General features: G+C 46.9%; 14 protein-coding genes. 7 read left to right on the top strand and 7 right to left on the bottom strand.

The window, feature by feature from the left end:
* Positions 1–32 precede the first annotated feature (32 nt).
* On the top strand, positions 33–1,103 hold the full coding sequence (locus V7S65_RS21140) for an efflux RND transporter periplasmic adaptor subunit (protein WP_336387716.1): 1,071 nt from the start codon (positions 33–35) through the stop codon (positions 1,101–1,103).
* A gap of 41 nt (positions 1,104–1,144) precedes the next feature.
* On the top strand, positions 1,145–4,327 hold the full coding sequence (locus V7S65_RS21135; RefSeq protein ID WP_336387717.1) for an efflux RND transporter permease subunit: 3,183 nt from the start codon (positions 1,145–1,147) through the stop codon (positions 4,325–4,327).
* A gap of 312 nt (positions 4,328–4,639) precedes the next feature.
* Here V7S65_RS21135 and V7S65_RS21130 read toward each other — a convergent pair whose 3' ends face one another.
* The 7 genes from V7S65_RS21130 to V7S65_RS21100 all read right to left on the bottom strand — a co-directional run bounded on the left by V7S65_RS21130 (position 4,640) and on the right by V7S65_RS21100 (position 11,801).
* Complete coding sequence (locus V7S65_RS21130) at positions 4,640–6,226, bottom strand: transferase (RefSeq protein WP_336387718.1); 1,587 nt, start codon at positions 6,224–6,226, stop codon at positions 4,640–4,642.
* A gap of 121 nt (positions 6,227–6,347) precedes the next feature.
* A complete protein-coding gene (locus tag V7S65_RS21125) occupies positions 6,348–7,763 on the bottom strand; it encodes a nicotinate phosphoribosyltransferase (protein ID WP_336387719.1) in 1,416 nt (471 codons plus the stop codon).
* Between the two features lie 18 nt (positions 7,764–7,781).
* A complete protein-coding gene (locus tag V7S65_RS21120) occupies positions 7,782–8,687 on the bottom strand; it encodes an NUDIX domain-containing protein (protein ID WP_079471631.1) in 906 nt (301 codons plus the stop codon).
* 207 nt (positions 8,688–8,894) lie between these two features.
* Positions 8,895–9,581, bottom strand: a complete 687-nt coding sequence (locus tag V7S65_RS21115) for an NUDIX hydrolase (RefSeq protein WP_111577140.1) — start codon at positions 9,579–9,581, stop codon at positions 8,895–8,897.
* 12 nt (positions 9,582–9,593) lie between these two features.
* Positions 9,594–10,004 carry a hypothetical protein gene (locus V7S65_RS21110; protein ID WP_336387720.1) on the bottom strand — a complete coding sequence of 137 codons (411 nt, stop codon included), beginning with the start codon at positions 10,002–10,004 and terminating at the stop codon, positions 9,594–9,596.
* 12 nt (positions 10,005–10,016) lie between these two features.
* Positions 10,017–10,412 carry a nuclear transport factor 2 family protein gene (locus V7S65_RS21105; protein WP_079471633.1) on the bottom strand — a complete coding sequence of 132 codons (396 nt, stop codon included), beginning with the start codon at positions 10,410–10,412 and terminating at the stop codon, positions 10,017–10,019.
* 105 nt (positions 10,413–10,517) lie between these two features.
* On the bottom strand, positions 10,518–11,801 hold the full coding sequence (locus V7S65_RS21100; protein ID WP_111577138.1) for a M28 family peptidase: 1,284 nt from the start codon (positions 11,799–11,801) through the stop codon (positions 10,518–10,520).
* Positions 11,802–12,003: 202 nt separating this feature from the next.
* Between V7S65_RS21100 and gcvT the strand changes: the two genes are divergently transcribed.
* The 5 genes from gcvT to V7S65_RS21075 all read left to right on the top strand — a co-directional run bounded on the left by gcvT (position 12,004) and on the right by V7S65_RS21075 (position 19,821).
* A complete protein-coding gene (gene gcvT / locus V7S65_RS21095) occupies positions 12,004–13,092 on the top strand; it encodes a glycine cleavage system aminomethyltransferase GcvT (protein ID WP_336387721.1) in 1,089 nt (362 codons plus the stop codon).
* A gap of 91 nt (positions 13,093–13,183) precedes the next feature.
* On the top strand, positions 13,184–13,657 hold the full coding sequence (locus V7S65_RS21090) for an SRPBCC family protein (protein ID WP_079471636.1): 474 nt from the start codon (positions 13,184–13,186) through the stop codon (positions 13,655–13,657).
* Between the two features lie 16 nt (positions 13,658–13,673).
* The gene (locus tag V7S65_RS21085; RefSeq protein ID WP_079471637.1) at positions 13,674–14,396 is read left to right on the top strand and encodes a 2-phosphosulfolactate phosphatase; all 723 of its coding nucleotides are present in this window, start codon (positions 13,674–13,676) and stop codon (positions 14,394–14,396) included.
* Between the two features lie 662 nt (positions 14,397–15,058).
* Positions 15,059–15,853 (top strand): MBL fold metallo-hydrolase, encoded by a 795-nt coding sequence (locus V7S65_RS21080; protein WP_111577137.1) that lies wholly within the window; start codon positions 15,059–15,061, stop codon positions 15,851–15,853.
* A 227-nt stretch (positions 15,854–16,080) separates the two neighbouring features.
* A complete protein-coding gene (locus V7S65_RS21075; RefSeq protein WP_336387722.1) occupies positions 16,081–19,821 on the top strand; it encodes an SNF2-related protein in 3,741 nt (1,246 codons plus the stop codon).
* Positions 19,822–19,835 lie beyond the last annotated feature (14 nt).

Below are 19,835 nucleotides of genomic sequence, written 5' to 3'. Positions count from 1 at the left end.
AATAACGATAGAACACACAAACTATTTTGCAGATGAAAAAGTTTATAATCTGGGGCTTGGTGACAATAGGTGCAGTAGTACTGATCATGTGGAAACTTGGCGCTAACAAAAAAGCGAACGAGGCTAAAACAGAATTCGTAAAACAAAGCAATATCGGCGACATCCCGGTGCTGGTACAGAAAGTATCCCGCAATGATTTCTCCCAGGGCTTCCTGGCCAATGGTAACTTTGAGCCGGTACGCGAACTGTCGTACCTCGCTGAAACTGCCGGCCGTATCACCAAACTGCTGGTTGATGAAGGCAGCGTGGTAAGACAGGGACAACCCATTGCTTACATTGATGGTCAGCTTTTAAACACCGACCTCGAATCTGCAAAAGCTAACCTCAACCAGCTGAAAGTAGATAAGGAAAGATACGAAAGTGCGTTCCAGACAGGTGGCGTTACCCAGAAACAAATGGATGATGCCCGCCTGCAGTACGACATCGCAAAAACGCGCTATGAAGCGGCCAGCCGCCGTGTAAGCGATACGTATGTGAAAGCACCTATCTCCGGAATTATCAATAAAAAATATATAGAACAGGGCGCTTACCTCTCTGTAGGCAATAAGATGTTCGATATCGTGGATGTATCCAGGCTGAAACTGGCGGTATCTGTGCCGGAAGGACAAGTGGTAACACTTAAAACCGGTCAGAAAGTACAGGTTACTTCCAACGTGTTCCCTGAAACCCAGTATGAAGGCACCATCACCTTTATAGCTGCAAAAGGCGATAACTCCCTCAACTACCCGGTAGAAATGGAAGTGCGCAATATCGACGGAAAGGACCTGAAAGCAGGAATGTATGGTACTGCGCATTTCGTGGACCCCAATGCGGCTAAAACAATTTTCATTGCACGCACCGCATTTGTAGGCGGCGTAAACAGCAACACTGTTTATATAATGGATGGTAATGTGGCAAGGAAACGCAAAGTAGTTGCCGGCCGCATCGTTGGCGACCAGGTGGAAATACGGGAAGGGCTAAACGAAGGCGATACCGTGATTACCAGCGGCCAGATCAACCTGACTGAAGGCGCTGTTGTAGTGGCTCAGAACGGCAAAAAGTAAGCGAGGAAAATGTATCTGGTGTTTGACCAAATTTTTGCAACATGAAGATTACTGAAGTATCAATTAAGCGACCTACGATAGTAGTGGTGGTGTTTACCATCCTCACCCTCCTGGGCGTGATGAGTTATAAATCGCTGAACTACGAGCTGCTGCCAAAGTTCAGCTCCCCGATCGTGACTATTTCTACGGTGTATCCCGGCGCCTCCCCTAACGAGGTGGAAAGTACCATCACCAAGAAGATAGAAGATGCGGTAGCATCTATGGAAAAGATCAAAAAGATTATTTCCAAATCTTCTGAAAGTCTTTCTGTTATTACCGTTGAGCTGAACAACGATGCCGATGTGGATATTGCCCTGCAGGATGCACAGCGCAAAGTAAACGCTATCCTGTCAGATCTGCCGGGAGATGCCAAGCCGCCATCTCTCAACAAATTCTCCCTGGAAGACCTTCCGATCATGACATTGTCTGCCACCGCTAAAATGGACGACAAACAGTTTTATGACCTGGTAGATAAAAAACTGCAGCCTTTATTATCCCGGTTACCGGGTGTGGCCCAGGTATCACTGATTGGTGGCCAGGAGCGCGAAATACAGGTAAATGTAGATCCAAAGAAATTACAGGCTTTCAACTTATCTATTCTGCAACTGCGCCAGCTGATTACCAACGCCAACCTGGACTTCCCAACCGGTAAGGTAAAAACGGCCAATGAACAGATCCTGATCCGTTTGGCAGGTAAATATAAAAACGTTGACCAGCTGCGTAACCTGGTGCTGAAAACAACCGAAGATGGTACACAGGTGCGGTTGATAGATGTTGCTGATGTGCAGGATGCGCAGAAAGATGTGGATCGTATTGCCCGTGTAGACGGTGTTAGCGCGATTGCCCTGCAGGTGCAGAAACAAACGGATGCCAACGCGGTAACTGTGAGTGAAGAGATGAAGAAGGCGATCAGCAAAATTGAAAAAGATTATGCTGCGAACGATCTGAAGATGCTGGTAGCAAATGATTCCTCCGACTTTACGCTGGAATCTGCCGACTCAGTAATACATGACCTTATCCTGGCCGTAGTGCTGGTGGCGGTTGTAATGCTGTTGTTCCTGCACAGTATCCGCAGTGCGTTGTTTGTAATGATCTCCATCCCGGCTTCCCTCATCGCTACATTCATCGGTATGAAATTGATGGGCTTCTCGCTCAACCTCATGTCGCTGTTGGGCTTGTCGCTGGTGGTAGGTATCCTTGTGGATGATGCGATTGTGGTGCTGGAAAATATTTACCGGCATATGGAAATGGGTAAGAACCGTGTCCGTGCGGCGTTCGACGGTGTAAAAGAGATAGGCTTCACCGTTACCTCCATTACGTTGGTAATTGTGGTGGTGTTCCTGCCCATCTCTTTAACGAATGAGCTGGTATCAAAGATCCTGCGTGAGTTTTGCGTGGTGGTAATGATTTCCACGATGCTTAGTTTGTTGTCGTCCTTTATGATTGTGCCGCTGTTATCCTCCCGCTTTGGTAAGCTGGAACATATTACCGGTAAGAATATTTTTGAGAAATTCATTCTCTGGTTTGAAGCGCAGCTGCAGAAGTTTACCAACTGGATGACCAGCATCCTGAAATGGGCACTGGGTCATAAAAGGATTACCATAGCTGTTGCTGTCGGTTTATTGATTGCCTCTTTCATGCTGGTAGGTAAAGGCTACATCGGTGGAGAGTTTATTCCTAAAGGCGACCGCGGACAGTTCATCGTAATGCTGGAAATGCCAAAGGATGCGTCTGTAGAACAAACCAACCTGGCTACCCGCACCGCAGAAAAATATCTCAATAAAAAACAGGAAGTTACCCGTTTGATCACTACCGTTGGTCAAACCAGTGAAGATGGTTTTGGTAACGCGCAGTCGACCGCTTATAAAGCAGAGATCACCGTCATGCTGGTAGATCCGGAACACCGCGTGGATGCTTCCGATATCTACGCCGCCAAGATCAAAAAAGAACTGAAAGGTATCTTACCTGGTGTGAAAGTAAAAACCACGGACGTAAGTATCCTGGGTACTGCAGAGCGGGCGCCGGTAGAGCTGGTGGTAATGGGTACAGAGCTCGACAGCGTAATGAATTATGCCAAAAGAGCGATGGATACACTCAAAACTATCAGCGGTGCTACAGAAGTGAAGCTGTCGGTAGAAGATGGTAACCCGGAAATTAATGTGCAGGTAGACAGGGATAAGATGGCCGCCCTGGGCCTCACGCTTGATGCCGTGGGTGGTACCATGCAAACCGCTTTCAGTGGTACAGCTGATGACTCTAAAGTAAAGTTCCGTCAGGGTGATTATGAGTACGATATCAACATCCGTTTTGATGATTTCAACCGTAAGAACCTGGAAGACGTATCCAATATACAGTTCATTAACGATAAAGGTCAGCTGATCAAGCTGTCGCAGTTTGCAGTGATAACAGAAGGCTCCGGACCAAGCCACCTGGAAAGAAGGGATAAAAACACTTCTGTATCTGTGCAGGCGCAGGTAATGGGTCGTCCTTCCGGTACCGTTACGCAGGAGTTTTCCGACAAGCTGGCAAAAATGGACAAGCCAACCGGCATCAGTTATATTTTTGGCGGTGATGCGGAAAACCAGGGCGACTCCTTTGGTACGATGGGCGCGGCATTGCTGATTTCCATTGTACTGGTGTACCTCATCATGGTGGCATTGTACGACAACTACATCTATCCTTTTGTGGTATTGTTCTCTATTCCGCTGGCGATCATCGGTGCGTTACTGGCACTGGCACTCACCAATAATACGCTGAACATCTTTACCATCATGGGTATCATTATGCTGATCGGTCTGGTGGCGAAGAATGCGATCATCCTGGTGGATTTTACCAACCAGATGAAAGAGCAGGGCCAAAGCACTTACCAGGCGCTGATCCATGCCAACCACGCACGTTTGCGTCCTATCCTGATGACCACCATTGCGATGGTAATCGGTATGCTGCCTATTGCATTGGCAACAGGCGGTGTGGGCTCCATTAAAAATGGTTTGGCGTGGGCTATCATCGGAGGTTTGATGAGCTCCATGTTCCTCACCCTGATCGTGGTGCCGGTGGTGTATATGATTGTAGATATGGGTATGGCGAAGCTGGGAATGGGCAGGTTATCTACCAAACGTTACATCAGGCAGCGTATGGTGGCCTCTTATGAAGAAGTGCCTTTAAATGAAATTCATTCGAATTAAAGATATGTTACTAACAGTGTAACAGTTGTAGGTTTAGGTAATAGCCGGAGTACTCATACTCCGGCTTTCTTATTTCTTTGATATTAACAATAAATTCTTTCCTTTTCACAACCCCGTTTATCTCTCCATGGGTTATTTTTGCAGCAAATACTCTTAATGAAGGTATGTCCCCATCTTAACATTATTATTGACACTTTTTTTATTCATGCCCTGGCAAAGGCAACAAACATTGCTGGATAAATAATTCCACTGAAAGACTATGGATTATGAGATGTACCGGAAAGTGATTTACAGCCACTTCCCGGTGACAGATTATTTTCTTGCTAAAAGCAGCATATGCGAAACAGGGAAAGGGATAGGTAGAGGTACACCATTTTTGCACGGGCGCATCAACTGTACCTTACCTTCCAACCTGTTATTCACAATCCACTCGTTGCGCCAGGTGGTAGATAAGTTATCCAGCCGCAGTCCCGCTTCTTCAAGGGCTGCTTTCCAGTCTTCGTAGTTCCAGAAGCAAAACGTTTCATGCATTTCACTGAGCCAGTTATCGTGGTAATCTTTTTTGAACAGGAATTCACACGCATTTTGCATCGATAGCTGTGCATAGGTTTGCCCTTCTATAGTTACCCATTCGTAGGGTAACTGAAACCCTTCATGATGCCGGAAGTCTTTGGCGAACTGACTGAACAGCGCTTTGGTAGACAGCTTTCCCAGCCAGGTTGCCAGTTCCTGCGTGCCGGCATTTTCCGGTAATGCGGTATCATTTTCCCCGTCGGTGTCATTGAGCCAGAGCAAAATGATTTCTTCTTTATTTTCAGGACCTACTACATCCCGGTTGATCCATACACCGCCGGGAACCAGTTCATTATAACGGTTACGTATAAACGCGATCAGATCTTCCCGGCTGCCGTACGATTCTATTTCATGGGTAAGCGAGGACGTATGAATAGTATTCATGCTGCCGGCTTCAAATACGAGGCTGGTTACCGCATTTTTTTGTGAGAAGAATACGGAGGGGTTGGCGAATTCCCCGTTATGTTTTCTTTGAAGACAGATATCATACAAATGACGGGATACCTCGATACCGTAGAAGTCGCACTCATGCAGGCGATCGTCTTCGCAGGCCATTTTTATCCACGAACCAACGGCACAGCCGATATCGCCGATGTTGCCGGGTTGGATGTAGGGGGCCGTTTCACGGTATTTCTGGGCGGCGATGTCGTCCATTTGTTTCACGTATACGTTGTAGTCGCGGGTGGCAGTAAGATCGCCGTCTGCGCCAATGATAGGATCTTTCAGGATATGCTGCACCTTGTCCCCTACGTTGTAGAGCGACCATATTTTGAAAGATGCCGGGTGCATCTGGTCGAGAATGGTTTTATTTTTTCGCCAGTCGCCGGTTTGCGCAACCAATTTTACAATGTCCCAGGGCATGGGTTGTGTGAACTGGTTGCTTACCGGGTCCCACTCTGCCGGCAGTATGGTAAAGCCATGTTTAATGTACATATCCTTAACCGCTGTGGAGCAAATAACGAGGGTATTGGCCGGGGTGAGGGAATGGATCCCTTCACTGGAATGACGTATAGTTTTTACCGTATATTCTGTGAAATCATTGATTACACCTACATCGTCGATACCGTATACATATACCGGCACATCCAGGGAGTTGGAAAATTCCTGGATGATCATGGCACGGAGATAGAAGGGTACCGGGTTTCGTTTGGTGCCTAAATGATTGGCGGAGGTAACCGCGAAGATCACGCCTTCTATTTCCTGTGTGGCTAACGGTTGGCCATACACGTCTTTTTCGCCTTCCAGTTTACATTTGATCAGGCGGTTCAGGTATTTGAACTGAAAATCTGTTAGCAGGTGATGCCGGCCGGGTATGAGTAAATACATGCCATGAAGTTAAGGAATGCGATGATTTTTTGTATGCGCATGATGCAAAAATAACAGAGGGTGTATCGTAGATCTGATACACCCTCCTGAGGTAAACACGGTTGGAAGAAATAAGAATAATTTATAGTGCTGCGGTTTTTTTCACTTCATCAAAGGTGTAACTAAGCGTTACTTCACCATTTTCAAACACGGTCTGTAACAGGTCGGCAGATGCTGGCGCGTCCTCTTCAGATACGGTTTTGAAGGTATTATTATCTTTAATGAGCCTGAGTTTTCCGGCTTTTGATTTTTTGAAAGAAGTGCGTAACTGGCCGGTGGCATCCAGCTCTACAGGCATCTTTTGAACGTTGATGGCTTCCCCGTTTACAACTGCGTAAGCGCATTTGAGGGCAAATTCCTGCGTGTCGCGGTTTACGCGTTGCAGTAAGGCGCCGCCCATACCGAGTACCAGGTTTTCCGCACTGATACTGGCTTGTTTTAATGCTTCCAGTATGCCGGGAATAGAAGAATAGCTGATGCCGTCACCCTGGATTACCCGTACCTGCGGAGGCAGCACTTTAAATCCTTTTTCGTTGGTGGTGTAGCCGAATTTATCCATGAGAATGGTAAAGATACGGAGCAGGGTTTGTACCGGATCTCCGCTATCAGGGCGGATTACCAGTGTGCCGTCTCTTTTCAGGATCTGTTCTTTTAACGCAGTGCCCCAGTATTCTTCACAGGCTCTGAAAATATTGTAGGAGTCGGATACGCAGGCAATGGTGCCGGTAGGATAACTATCCAGTATGTGTTTGAATATTTCCAGCTCCCCTTCTTCTCCAAGAAGCGTTACCACAGAGTGTTCGGTAGCAGGGATGGATAAGCCGGGTGCAACAGGCGCATCGTAATATTTCTTTGCAAATACGGAACCGGGGATGGTATCGCTGCCTGCAAAGTTTACCAGGTGGGCGCTTCCGCCGATGCCGGCGCTTTCAACTGAGCTGGCGCCACGGAATCCAAAGTCGTTCAGCACAAAGTCGATGCCTCCAAAGGCCGCTGCGCTGGCCGTTTCTTCATAATATTTCTTTACTACTTTTTTTATTTCCCGGGATACAGAAGCCACAGTGCAAGGGTACCACACCTGCATCAGTAATGTTTCGAGGAAGTTGGTGAGCCAGAAACATTCGGGGTCGGTATTTTCTATGGTCATCAGCACATTTCGTACAGGCACCACCGTGCCTTCTGCTACGGCTTTGATGCGAACAGGCAGTTTACCGCCGTATTTATCTATGATATATTCAAAGCGGCTGCGGTCAAATACATCTTTCCGGCCAAATACTTCTGTGAGGATGGTTTCGGCCTCGTCCAGTTTTTCTTTGGTGAATACTACACCGCTCAGATATTCTTTCAGAAAATATTGTAAGCCATAGAAAACAGTTTCTTCAAATTTGCCGCCCCGGCTTTCCAGGTAAGAGTAGATGAATTGTGTACCGGGAATGTACAGTTTATGGTGGGAGTATTTGTAAGCATCGGCCAGGAGGATGAGGTTTTCCTTTGTCATATCTCAATAGTTTTAGTCTTAGTCAATATATTTTTCGGTCAGTTTCGCCAGTAAGGGAATATGTGTATCATTGATCTCTCCTTTGGCAATTAAATCGGGTATATCCGTTACCGTTATCCAGCGGATTTCCTGCAAATCGTCGCCAGCGGCAGGTTCGCCGTATACCAGGTCGGTGCTGAATAACGTGGTGATGATCTTGTTTACTTCGCTGCGATAGCGCCAGTCGTTTACCCTGAGAGAAGCCACGTATTGCATGGGACCGGTTTCCACGGCGCCGCATTCTTCCTGTAATTCCCTGGCGGCGGCCATTTCAAAGTTGTCGTCTGTTGGGTCGGAGAAACCGCCGGGGAGGCGCCATACGTTTTCGTTTGGCTTACGGCCCAGCAGCAGTTCTTTCTTATCATTCCTGAACAGGGCAATATCTACTGTGGCATATACAGAAGGAAAGAGATTGTAAGTATTGTAGATGATACCGGCACGGAATTCTTCCGTATCAAACACTTTATCAGATATCGCTTCCCGCATGGCGGTGGCGTTATAATCCTGCACCGGTGGCAGGGCTTCGGTTTTATATTTACCGGAGTAGGTATCCATAAAGCTGTTGCGGCTGCCGTACAATAAAAAGCTTTCGTGGGGGAAGTTGTTGCTGAGCAGTTCATCCAGTTTCTGTGACCATACTTCATCGCTTTTCTGATCGCTCAGGGGCAGTACAATGATTTCCGGAAAGGATTGTTTGATCATCCGTTCGCGGGTATAGTAATCCAGTGGATTTTTGCGGCTGCCTCTCACCGGGCTTACGCCAAGTATGATGAGTACACGATTGTGTTTCTGTTTCACCTGGCGGATGAGTTCCAGGTGCCCTTCATGAAGAGAAGGCGTTTGGAACCGGGCGATAATAACTCCTGTGGGCTTTGTGTTTTGCATATCCGAGCTATTTTGTGTAATTGTTACACAAATATAGAAACCGTTTTTGTATTTCCAAAATATTTCTTGTAAAAAGTACACAAAATAGGAAAGGCGGTTTGCTACAGGATATTAATATAGGGATTATTAAAGGGAAAATGGCATGTGGGGGAATCGCCGGTAGCGGGAGTTTTGGCCGGCAGGAACGCACCCGGCCGGCCTTATCATTTATATTTCAAACGTCATTCCTTCTTTCTTCAGCTTAAAATACCGGGCCTCATCAAAGCTGAACAGCTTCGCGGGTCTTCCCTGCGATACCTGTTTCTGTTTTTCGTTATGGGCAATCAGTATTCCAAGATGATTGATCTTCTTCTGGAAATTGCGGCGGTCGATAGGCCGGTCCAGCAATGTTTCGTAGAGTTTTTCCAGGTCGGCGATCGGGAATTTATTATCCAGCAGTTCAAAGCCGATAGGCTCGTAGCGGATCTTGCTGCGGAGGCGTTGTACGGCGATGTTGATAATGGCGGCATGGTCAAAGGCCAGCGTGGGCAGGTCTTTGATATTAAACCATTTGGCGTCTTCGGCGTCGGAGCTGGCGGCCAGTTTAAAATTGGTGGGGTTTACCAGTCCGAAGTAAGCGATGGACACTACCCTTCCGCGCGGATCGCGGCCGGGTAAACCAAAAGTATACAGTTGTTCGAGGTAGTTGATATTTACGCCGGCTTCCGTAAGCAGTTCGCGGGTAACGGCTGTTTCCAGCGCTTCATCGTCCAGCACAAAGCCGCCGGGCAGGGCCCAGCTGTGCAGGTAGGGCTCTATGGTACGCTTGATCAGCAGCACCACGATGCCTTCTTTGGGAATATATCCAAATACTACTGCATCTACCGTTAGTCTGATGTTTTGTATGATCGGCAAACTCTTATCTGATTATTTTGCTTGAATGTAATGTTCCAGTTGGGTAGTGTCTTTGTGTAAATTTACGAACAAAGGATTTTTCTGCGGATCAAAAACGATGATCGTGCTTTGTTCCCAGATATCCTGTGGGGTGGGCAGTTCAATGATCACTTCCTGGCCGTTTTCGCGGCGGAAAAGCAAACTGTCGTTTCCTGCCATGTGTCTTGTGTACTGGTGCTGATCCAGGTAGTCGGTCAGTTCCTTTCTCAGTTGCAGCACGGAATCTGTCAGCGGGTTGGAGGCTGGCTTGAATTCGCGGTACACGTAGCATTTTTCGGTGATAACGTCGTAGGCCGATCTGTCGGTGGTGCGCTCATCGTTACGGGTAGGGTTACAGGCAAACAGCAACAGGGAAATGCCCAGGAGTGATAATATTTTTTTCATGATCTCATAGCTTTAATGTTCGTAACAATCATAGTTGCGTTGCCGGTAAATTTTCCCGTCGCGGAATTCTATGATAGTGCAAATGAATGCTTTCATTATTTGTCCCCGGCGGAAATGGCCGGCATCCACACCTATTTCCCCTGTCCATTTGGCTTCTACCACCAGGGTATTTCCCGATTCCACTACTTTCAGCACGCTGAAGTGCTGCGATTTCAAAATTATTTTATTGGTAGCCATGCTTTCCAGCATGATCTCAAAGTTCCGTTGTTTAATTTCATTCGAGAGCTGGTTTGGATATTCAGTCTGAATAATATTTGGATGAAAGATCCTGGCAAATTCAACGGGATCTGCTGAAAAGCTCTCCAGCAGCTGGAAATACCGGTATATAAGCGCCAGTTTCTCGTCCATTTAAAGGGATAAATTGAATTTTACGAATGACGTATTTACGCGAAAATATACATTTCGCACTTATATGTAACCCGCAAATTTTGAAGCGATCTTAATTCGGGCACCTCACTGGATGCTGCTGAAGGCGAGTTTATCCCTGTTATTTGTTTTGTCGATGATGTTATACACCAGCTTCAATACATGCAGGGTGCCGTCGTAGTTCACTTTGTCTGCGGAGGCGGAGGTGTTTTTGCAGAAGTAGAGTACCGGTATATTTTTTTTGTAGAAAGATGCATGATCAGAGTTGCTGATACCGCTGGAATCGTATACCAGTGGCAGCTCTTTGGAAGCGGCTTCCTGGATGATGGCCGACCAGCCTGGGGAAGTGCCTGTACCGCCGATCTGTAATGCAGTACCCGGGTTCAGGGTGCCGATACCATCCATATTAATCATGTAGTTCACCTGTGAAAGGTCTACGGTGCTGTGGGAAGCAAAGTAGGAAGAGCCGGATAATCCCTGTTCTTTTCCCGAAAAGGCGATGATAATATAATTGTTGTTATGAAGACGGGAGCCTTTCAGTAAGCGGGCTATTTCCAGCATGGCGGCGGTGCCGCTGGCATTGTCCTCTGTTTTGTCGGTGGTTTCCCAGCCGCGGTAGTCGTAATGCGCGCCAATTACAATGGTTCTGGGGGCTTTGTTGTTGATATAGCCGATTACGTTGGTGCCATTACGTTTAATGGCTTTGAAGGCTACCTGCATGTGGATGGGAAATCCATCCGCATCATCGGCACTCAGTTTTTTGCTGACATCGGCATTGAGCCATACAGCGGGGATGCCTACGGCTTTTGGGCGTTCGGCCAGCCATTTCATGACTTCGGCTGCTGTTTCCCTGCCGTTATAAAATACCACACCGGTGGCGCCGGATTTTTCGGCGGTCTGTGTTTGCTGTAAATACTGATCTGTCATGCTTTTGCGGCTGTCGGTATCCAGTTCGGCTACGTTGATCAGCCAGATGTTATCCGGTTCGTTCACCCCGGGAATGGCTTCTCCTTTGGCCGATTTGCCGGCGCTGAAGGGCAGTGGCACAAATTGTTTGCCCGCTTCCAGTTTGCTTCCGCCAATGGTCATCTGGCAGTCTGCCGATGGCTCACGGGTTTCCTTTACGGTAAATGCCTGTAAAAAACCATCTTCGCCCATAGGAGTCAGCCCCATTTTCTGCATTTGTGCAGAGAGGTAGGTGGCAGCCAGCTGTTCGCCGGGAGCTCCGGTGCTGCGGCCTTCCAGCTTATCGCTGCTCAGGTAACTGATGTGCGTTTGCAGGTTACCAATTGTTTTGCGGTCTTCCTTTTTCTGGGCGTGAACGTGTATGGTTACAACTACCAATGGTAACAGCCAGGTTTTCTTTTTCACAGCGAATCTGTTTTGGGTGTTGCAGCAAAATTACGAATTACGGACGGCCCAAAGCGCATTGGCCCCTAATTCTTTTGACTATATCATTGTATTTTAAGTATTTATAATGTATGCCTTTCGTCTTAAAACAGTCATACGCCGTTTTATGTTGGTCGTTCATAATTTCCAAATCGCTATTTTTGCCCCGTTTTAAAAACAAAGTATGAAAAACACGCCTTTTACAGAGAAACACATTGCGCTGGGCGCCAAGATGGCTGCCTTTGCGGGTTACAACATGCCTATTTCCTATACTGGTATTAACGATGAGCATCAGGCGGTACGCACCAACGCCGGCGTGTTTGATGTAAGCCACATGGGCGAATTTATTTTAAAGGGTGAAAATGCGCTGGACCTGATTCAGCGTGTTACCAGCAATGACGCCTCCAAGCTCACTGCCGGAAAAGCGCAGTACAGCTGCCTGCCAAACAACGAGGGCGGTATTGTAGATGATCTGCTCGTTTATTGCATTGAAGAAAATAAAGTATACATGCTGGTGGTAAACGCCAGCAATATTGAAAAAGACTGGAACTGGATCTCCCAGTTCAACACCAAAGGAGTGGAAATGCACAACATTTCCGATAAAACCTGTTTGCTCGCTATCCAGGGCCCCAATGCTACCAGCATTCTCCAGCCGCTCACAGAAGTAGACCTGGTAAACATGAAGTACTACACCTTCGCCAAAGGAACCTTTGCAGGCGTACCGAATGTAGTGATCAGCGCCACCGGCTACACCGGCGCAGGCGGTATTGAAATTTATTTTGAAGATACCGATGGAGCAGCCGATAAAATATGGGATGCCATCTTTGCTGAAGGCACTCCAAAGGGCCTGAAACCTATCGGTTTAGGCGCACGCGATACCCTTCGCCTGGAAATGGGATTCTGTCTTTATGGAAATGATATCGACGATACCACTTCCCCGATGGAAGCCGGCCTGGGATGGATTACCAAATTCACCAAGCCATTTACCTCCAGCGAGTTATTCGCAAAACAAAAAGCAGAAGGCGTTACCAAAAAACTGGTAGGCTTTGAAATGATAGATAAAGGCATTCCCCGTCACGACTACGAAATCAAGGATGCTGCAGGCAATGTAATTGGCCGCGTAACTTCCGGTACACAGTCGCCCTCTATGCAGAAGGCTATCGGGCTTGGCTATGTGAAAACGGCTTTTGCAGCGCAGGATACAGAAATTTTTATTGCGGTAAGAGATAAGGCCCTGAAAGCAAAAGTGGTAAAAGTGCCTTTCCTCAGCTAGGAATATGTATGAATAGCCGGTTAAAGTTGTTAATTTCGGTGCCTGGAAAGTTTTCGGTGCACCGGAATTTTTATATTTTATTACCATATCTATGCCTACTATTCATTTAACTACCGTTATCTATGCCCCCCTGGAGCGGGTCTACGACCTGAGCAGGAGCATTACACTGCACAAGCGAAGTATGTCGCACCGGCAGGAAGATGCGATAAAAGGTCGCACCAACGGCCTGATATCCTATAATGAAACAGTGACCTGGAGAGCAAAGCACCTGGGAAAAATGAGGGAACTGACCACTAAAATCACCGCCATGCGTCAAAACGAGTCTTTTACAGATGAGATGACCGACGGGGATTTTACCCATATGAATCATGAACATTATTTTAAAGCAATAGAGAATGCCACCGTGATGATTGATATCATGGACTTTGGCACCCCTTATGGCTGGTTCGGAAAAGTATTTGAGCGGCTCTACCTGCAAAAATATATGACCAGGCTCCTGCAGGAAAGAAATAATACCATTAAGGATTATGCAGAGAGTGAAAAGTGGAGGGTAATCCTTGATTAAAGCAAAACGCAACTGAATGACAGATAGCAACAAACCCAGCCTGGAAGTGTGTTTATCTCCGGCATTATTACATTTGTTTGATGTAAAAAACAGTATCGTAGTTATCATAGATGTACTACGCGCTACTTCTACCATTTGCACCGCCCTGTACAACGGCGCTTCCCGTGTAATACCGGTAGCCAGTGTAGAAGAATGTGTGAACATCGGCCGTGCCATCAGTGGTATCACCGCCGGCGAAAGAGATGGCCGGATAGCAGAAGGACTGGCATATGGCAATTCTCCCTTTGAATACCCGCGCGAGTTCGTGGAAAATAAAACGCTGGTGCTCACCACTACCAACGGCACCAAATTACTCCACATGGCTAAAGACGCCATACAAATTATCACCGGCTCCTTCCCCAACATCAGCGCTGTTTGCGATTACCTGGTTGCACAAAACCAGAATGTAATCCTTGGTTGCGCAGCCTGGAAGGATCGTGTAAACATGGAAGATACCTTGTTTGCCGGCGCCGTGGTAAGCCGCATCAAAGAACACTTTGATGTAAACTGCGACTCCGCCATTGCTGCGGAAACGCTTTACCATTCTGCTAAACACGACATCTATACCTTTATGAAACAGGCCTCCCACTACAAGCGCCTCGCGCAGTATGGCCTGGAAAAAGATATTCATTACTGTCTTACTCCGGATGGCGCCAATGTACTGCCCCTGTTCAGAGATGGAGAACTCATTGCCGGGTGAGCGGAGGTTGTCTTACCCGGGATTACGCCGATTTTACAGATTAGTTTTTTGTGATTTGGGGAGATTGGTGGGGATAACAGGGGTTGAATAAAGATTACTTAAAGATTGCCTGGGAAATGCTTCATTTATACTTAGCATATGCTTAGCACATGCTTAATACATGGAGATGTACCGGAGGGGACGTGGAGGGGACGTGGACTTGATCATGTAACCCTCTACCACGGGGCGTTACAGACGAAAAGCGGCAGGGTGTTTATAGGGGTACTGCCATATTAGTGAAACAGCATGCTGACAAACCGGTAAAAGTGAGTGAGCAGCATTCAATAAATCATTGTTGTTAATACCACTCACCTTTTTAAATTATTTAAGGAATAGTGATGGTGAAAACTCTTTAATCTCTACTGAATTTTCCGAAGAGCTTATAAAAACCTAAAAATAAATCAATTTTCCAGAGAAAATACTGAATACTCAATTAAGATCTGGCCAGTGCATTCATCTCCCAAAATCCTTCCAAAATTACACAAAGCTAATCCGTAAAATCAGCGTAATCCTGCTCCAGGACAATTTACATCGCCGAAGGCGATTTCTCCGCTCACCATGTTATACTGAACTTGCCCCCTTTGCCCAAAAAATCCTATATTCTGTTTTCTAAAGATGATAACATGACACACTATATCTGTAGCACCTGCGGGGTGCAATATGATGCAACAGACAACCCGCCGGCGCAATGCCCCATCTGTGAAGATGAGCGACAGTATGTAAATCCAGGCGGACAAAGCTGGACCACCCTGGAACAGGTGCAGAATGCCCACCGGAACATTATAGAAATGGTGGCGCCTAATCTTTACGCCATTTACACAACACCGGATTTTGCCATCGGGCAACGGGCGCATTTACTGATCACTCCGTCCGGGAATATCCTCTGGGATTGCATTACTAACCTCGACGCCTCTACGATAAATATTATTGAGAAACTGGGCGGCATCAAAGCTATTGCCCTCTCCCATCCGCATTATTTTTCCACCATTGTGGAATGGAGTCATGCATTTGGCAATATCCCCGTTTATGTACATCAGCTGGATGCCCAATGGCTGCAGCGCCACGACGACGTGATTAAATTATGGGCGGGCCATGAACTGCCGCTGTGGGACGATATCCGGCTGGTATTATGCGGCGGGCATTTCGACGGTGGAAATGTGTTGTATTCCCCGGAGGGAAAGGGTTGTTTACTGGTGGGTGACGTTATACAGGTATCTTCTGACAGGAAAACAGTATCGGTGATGTACAGTTATCCGAATAATATTCCGTTATCCGCCACCGAAATTAATACCCTGCATGATGCTATAAAACCGCTGAACTATGATGCGATGTATGGTGCTTTTGGAAAATATATTAAAACAGGCGCCAGGGAGGCCGTGGATTTTTCCCTGGAAAGATACCGGAAACGTATCCGGTAAATGGTTGATAAACAGGCTTCTATATTTAAAAAAAATTATGTTGAAAAATACGCGTTACACCGCCATAGCAAACGGAGAGCGGTTAACGGGTTGTTAATGAGTGAGCCGCGGGTTATTAGAAATTTTCTGCTTACTTTTGTGGATTGCCTTTTTATCAGCTGTTAAGTTTTTTTGATATATCTAGTAACCCTTTTGCTGATAATAAAAAGCGGGCAACAACGTATAGTATGTCGCTACCCCATTTGCTAAAATATGTTTACAACAACGGCACTGATGAAGTGATCCGCAGGGGGAAGCGTATTTTTTCGGCCGGGGGCGTTGAACTCATCGAGGCAGACCCGGTGCTGAAAACAGCTACCTTCCGCGTTAAGAGCGACACACATGCCAATTATTACCGTGTTTCCATCAACAAGTATGGAGAAACTACCGGTATGTCCATCCGGTGCCAATGCCCTTACAACCTGGGCGACATCTGCCGGCACGAGGCCGCAGCACTGTTCCAGCTCCAGGAAATGCTGGACAAAAATCATTTCGAGAGCTTCGACACACAGTTTGATCAGCAGCATACGCTGATTAAAATGAAGTCTATCGATATAAAATCCATTAAACTGCTCACCTCCGGTGCTATACTGGCCGAAGCAGAGGAAATTGCCAAAAAACATCCCGCCAAAATAAGCCTGGCCAAAGATGAGAAGGTAGAAGCCCTGCTGAAAGTTAATGGAGAAGAATTCCCGCTGATCATTCAACGGAACGAAGAACGGTTTTTTGATACACATTGCACCTGCGATGAAACAGAACACGCACTATGCGTGCATAAAACAGCCCTGTTCCTGCAACTCCTGCAGAAAAACGGTCCGTTCTATTTCGATACCCTCCGCAACTGGGACAAGGAAAAGAATAAGCTGCTATCCTTATACGGCTATTCCCTTACCGACGACCTGGACGGAAAGTTTGCCTTCTCCTACATGGATGGCAAACCGTTTTTACGTGTACTGGACCCCAGCATCAAACGGGTAGATGGCGCCGCCGCAGGCAGCAGGCAGCCGGTTACGGCTCCCCCGCCCCCGGAAGAAACCATCACCATTACACAACGGCTGGCAGCAGTTTTTAATGCCAACGAAACATTATACCCGTATTTTAAGATAGACCTGGTAAGCGGCGAAATAAATGAAGAGCAAACCGCCTTCGTATCACTGGCCAGCAAACTGGATCTTACCAAATATGTTGACTTCTACCAGTTCAAGGAAAAAGACCGGGAACTGATAGCGCCTATACGAAAATTACAGGGCAGTGAAGTCAGCAAGTTCCTCAGCAAAAATTCTCCGTTTGCCGGTATCTGGGAAAATATTACGCATGAAAATGCAGAAGAACTTCCTACCGAAACAAAAGAACTGATGCTGGAATACCTGCATCCTAAACTCGCCAAACTGTTCCCACAGCTGGCGGAACACGGACTGGTATTTGAACTGCCCAACCGGCAGGCATTTAAAACAAAGAACCTGCAACAACTGCAGATAGGCGCCGACAGACTCAAACTGGTTATTAAAACCAACACCGGCGACACCCATGTAGACATTAACTGCTATGTGACCATCGAAGGTGAACTGGTAAATGTGTCTGAAAGCGAATGGGAAAGCCCGTTGCTGTTCCTGCACAAACAGGTGATCTATTTGTTTGAAAGTCCGCAGGATGCCCTGCACGTGGAACTCTTCCGCCAAAATGGTCAGCTGCGCATCGCTAACAAAGACTGGCCCGCTTATCTGAAAGATTACCTGCTGCCGCTGAGCCGTCAGTACGATATCCAGTTTGATAAAGGATTGCTCGCAGAACTGAAAGATGTAATGCCCGAACCACGGGTGTTCCTGAAAGAACTGGGCGAAACCTTTATCATACAACCCGGATTTGCTTACCGCGGCCAGGAAGTGGAATGGAACGATGAGAGCAAGATCACCGTGCAGGAAGGAAATAAAGTGCTCATCATCCACCGGAATAAAGAAGCAGAAGAAACTTTTGTAAATAAACTCCGCACCCTACATACCAACTTCGCGCAACACGATAACCACAATTATTTTTACCTGCGCGCCAAAGAAGCGCTGAAAAATAACTGGTTCTTCCTGTTCTTCGATGCACTGAAAGAGATGAACGTGCGCGTGTTCGGATTCGATAACCTGCGCAACTTTAAATTCAGCTCGCATAAGCCGGTTACCAATTTACAGATCAGCTCCGGCATCGATTGGTTTGATGCACAGATCGAAGTATTGTATGGTGATCAGAAAGTAAGTATCAAGGATATTAAAAATGCGCTGGCCAATAAACAGAACTATGTTCAGCTGGCAGATGGGTCCCTGGGCCTGTTGCCGGAAGAATGGCTGCGCAAATATTCCCTGCTCTTTAAAGTTGGGGAAGAAAAAGATAAAGGACTCAAACTCAGCAAATATAACTTCAGCGTAATCGATGAACTCTACGAGTTTATTGATGATGATGCCGTAGTGCTGGAACTCGAACAAAAGCGCCGCAAACTGCTCCAGTTCGATGAAATCCGCAACATTGCCCTGCCGGAGAACCTGCAGGCAACCCTGCGCCCTTACCAGGAAAGTGGCTTCCAGTGGCTCAACTACCTCGATGATATCAAATGGGGTGGTATCCTCGCAGATGACATGGGGTTGGGTAAAACCATCCAGGCGCTTACCTTCCTGCAGTATTATAAGAATAAGCATGGTGGTAAAACAATGGCGCTGATCGTTTGTCCTACTACGCTGATTTATAACTGGGAAAATGAAATCAGGAAATTTACGCCTGATATCAGGCATCATATCCACCACGGTCCTGCGCGATTAAAATCGTCTGAAGAACTGGGTAAATTTGATGCCATCATCACCACTTACGGTACTCTCCGCAGTGATATTCAACTGCTGATGAAGCTGGAGTTTGATTATGTTATCCTTGATGAATCGCAGGCAATCAAAAATCCGCAGTCGAAGGTAACCAAAGCTGCACAGCTGCTTCAAACAAAGAACAGGCTGGCGCTGAGTGGTACCCCGATGCAGAATAATACCTTCGATATTTATGCCCAGATGAACTTCCTGAACCCAGGCATGCTCGGCAGCGTAGACTTTTTCCGCAACGAATTTGCTACGCCGATCGATAAATTCCAGGATGAAGAAAGAAAAGAACATCTGCGTAAACTGATCTATCCGTTTATCCTTCGCCGCACCAAAGAACAGGTGGCGAAAGACCTGCCGGAAAAAATAGAAACCGTGATCTTCTGCGAAATGGATGCGGAACAGCGGCATATTTATGATGCCTACCGGAATACCTATCGCTCCAAGATCCTCGGTGTTATTGAAGATCAGGGTATGGAACGCTCCCAGCTCACCATCCTGCAAGGTTTGATGAAGCTGCGGCAGATTTGTGATTCACCGGCTATCCTGAATGATACGGAACAGTATCCGAACCATTCCGTGAAGCTGCATGAACTCACCCGTGAAATCTCTGAAAACATCGGCAACCACAAAGTGCTGATCTTCTCCCAGTTCCTGGGAATGCTCGGATTAATCCGCGACCGCATGCAACACCTCAAAATACCATACGAGTATTTTGATGGCAGCACGTCTACAGTTGATCGTGAAAAGGCTATTCAGAACTTCCAGAACAACGACGAATGCCGCGTGTTCCTCATTTCACTGAAAGCCGGTGGTGTGGGGTTGAACCTCACCGCAGCCGACTATGTGTATATTGTAGATCCGTGGTGGAACCCGGCTGTAGAGCAACAGGCTATTGACCGTACCCACCGTATCGGGCAAACGAAGAATATCTTTGCTTACCGCATGATCTGTAAGGATACCGTGGAAGAAAAGATCTTACAGTTGCAGGAACGTAAGAAATCACTGGTGAAGGAAATTATTTCTGACGATAGTGGTTTTGTGAAGAAGCTGACGAAAGAAGATGTATTGTACCTGTTCAGTTAGAACGGCGAAATAAA

It is taken from the genome of Chitinophaga sp. CCNWYY40 (assembly GCF_037483205.1).
GTDB lineage: Bacteria > Bacteroidota > Bacteroidia > Chitinophagales > Chitinophagaceae > Chitinophaga > Chitinophaga ginsengisegetis.
The sequence above is the reverse complement of the archived record's forward strand: the minus strand, read 5'-3'. Positions and strand labels throughout refer to the sequence as shown.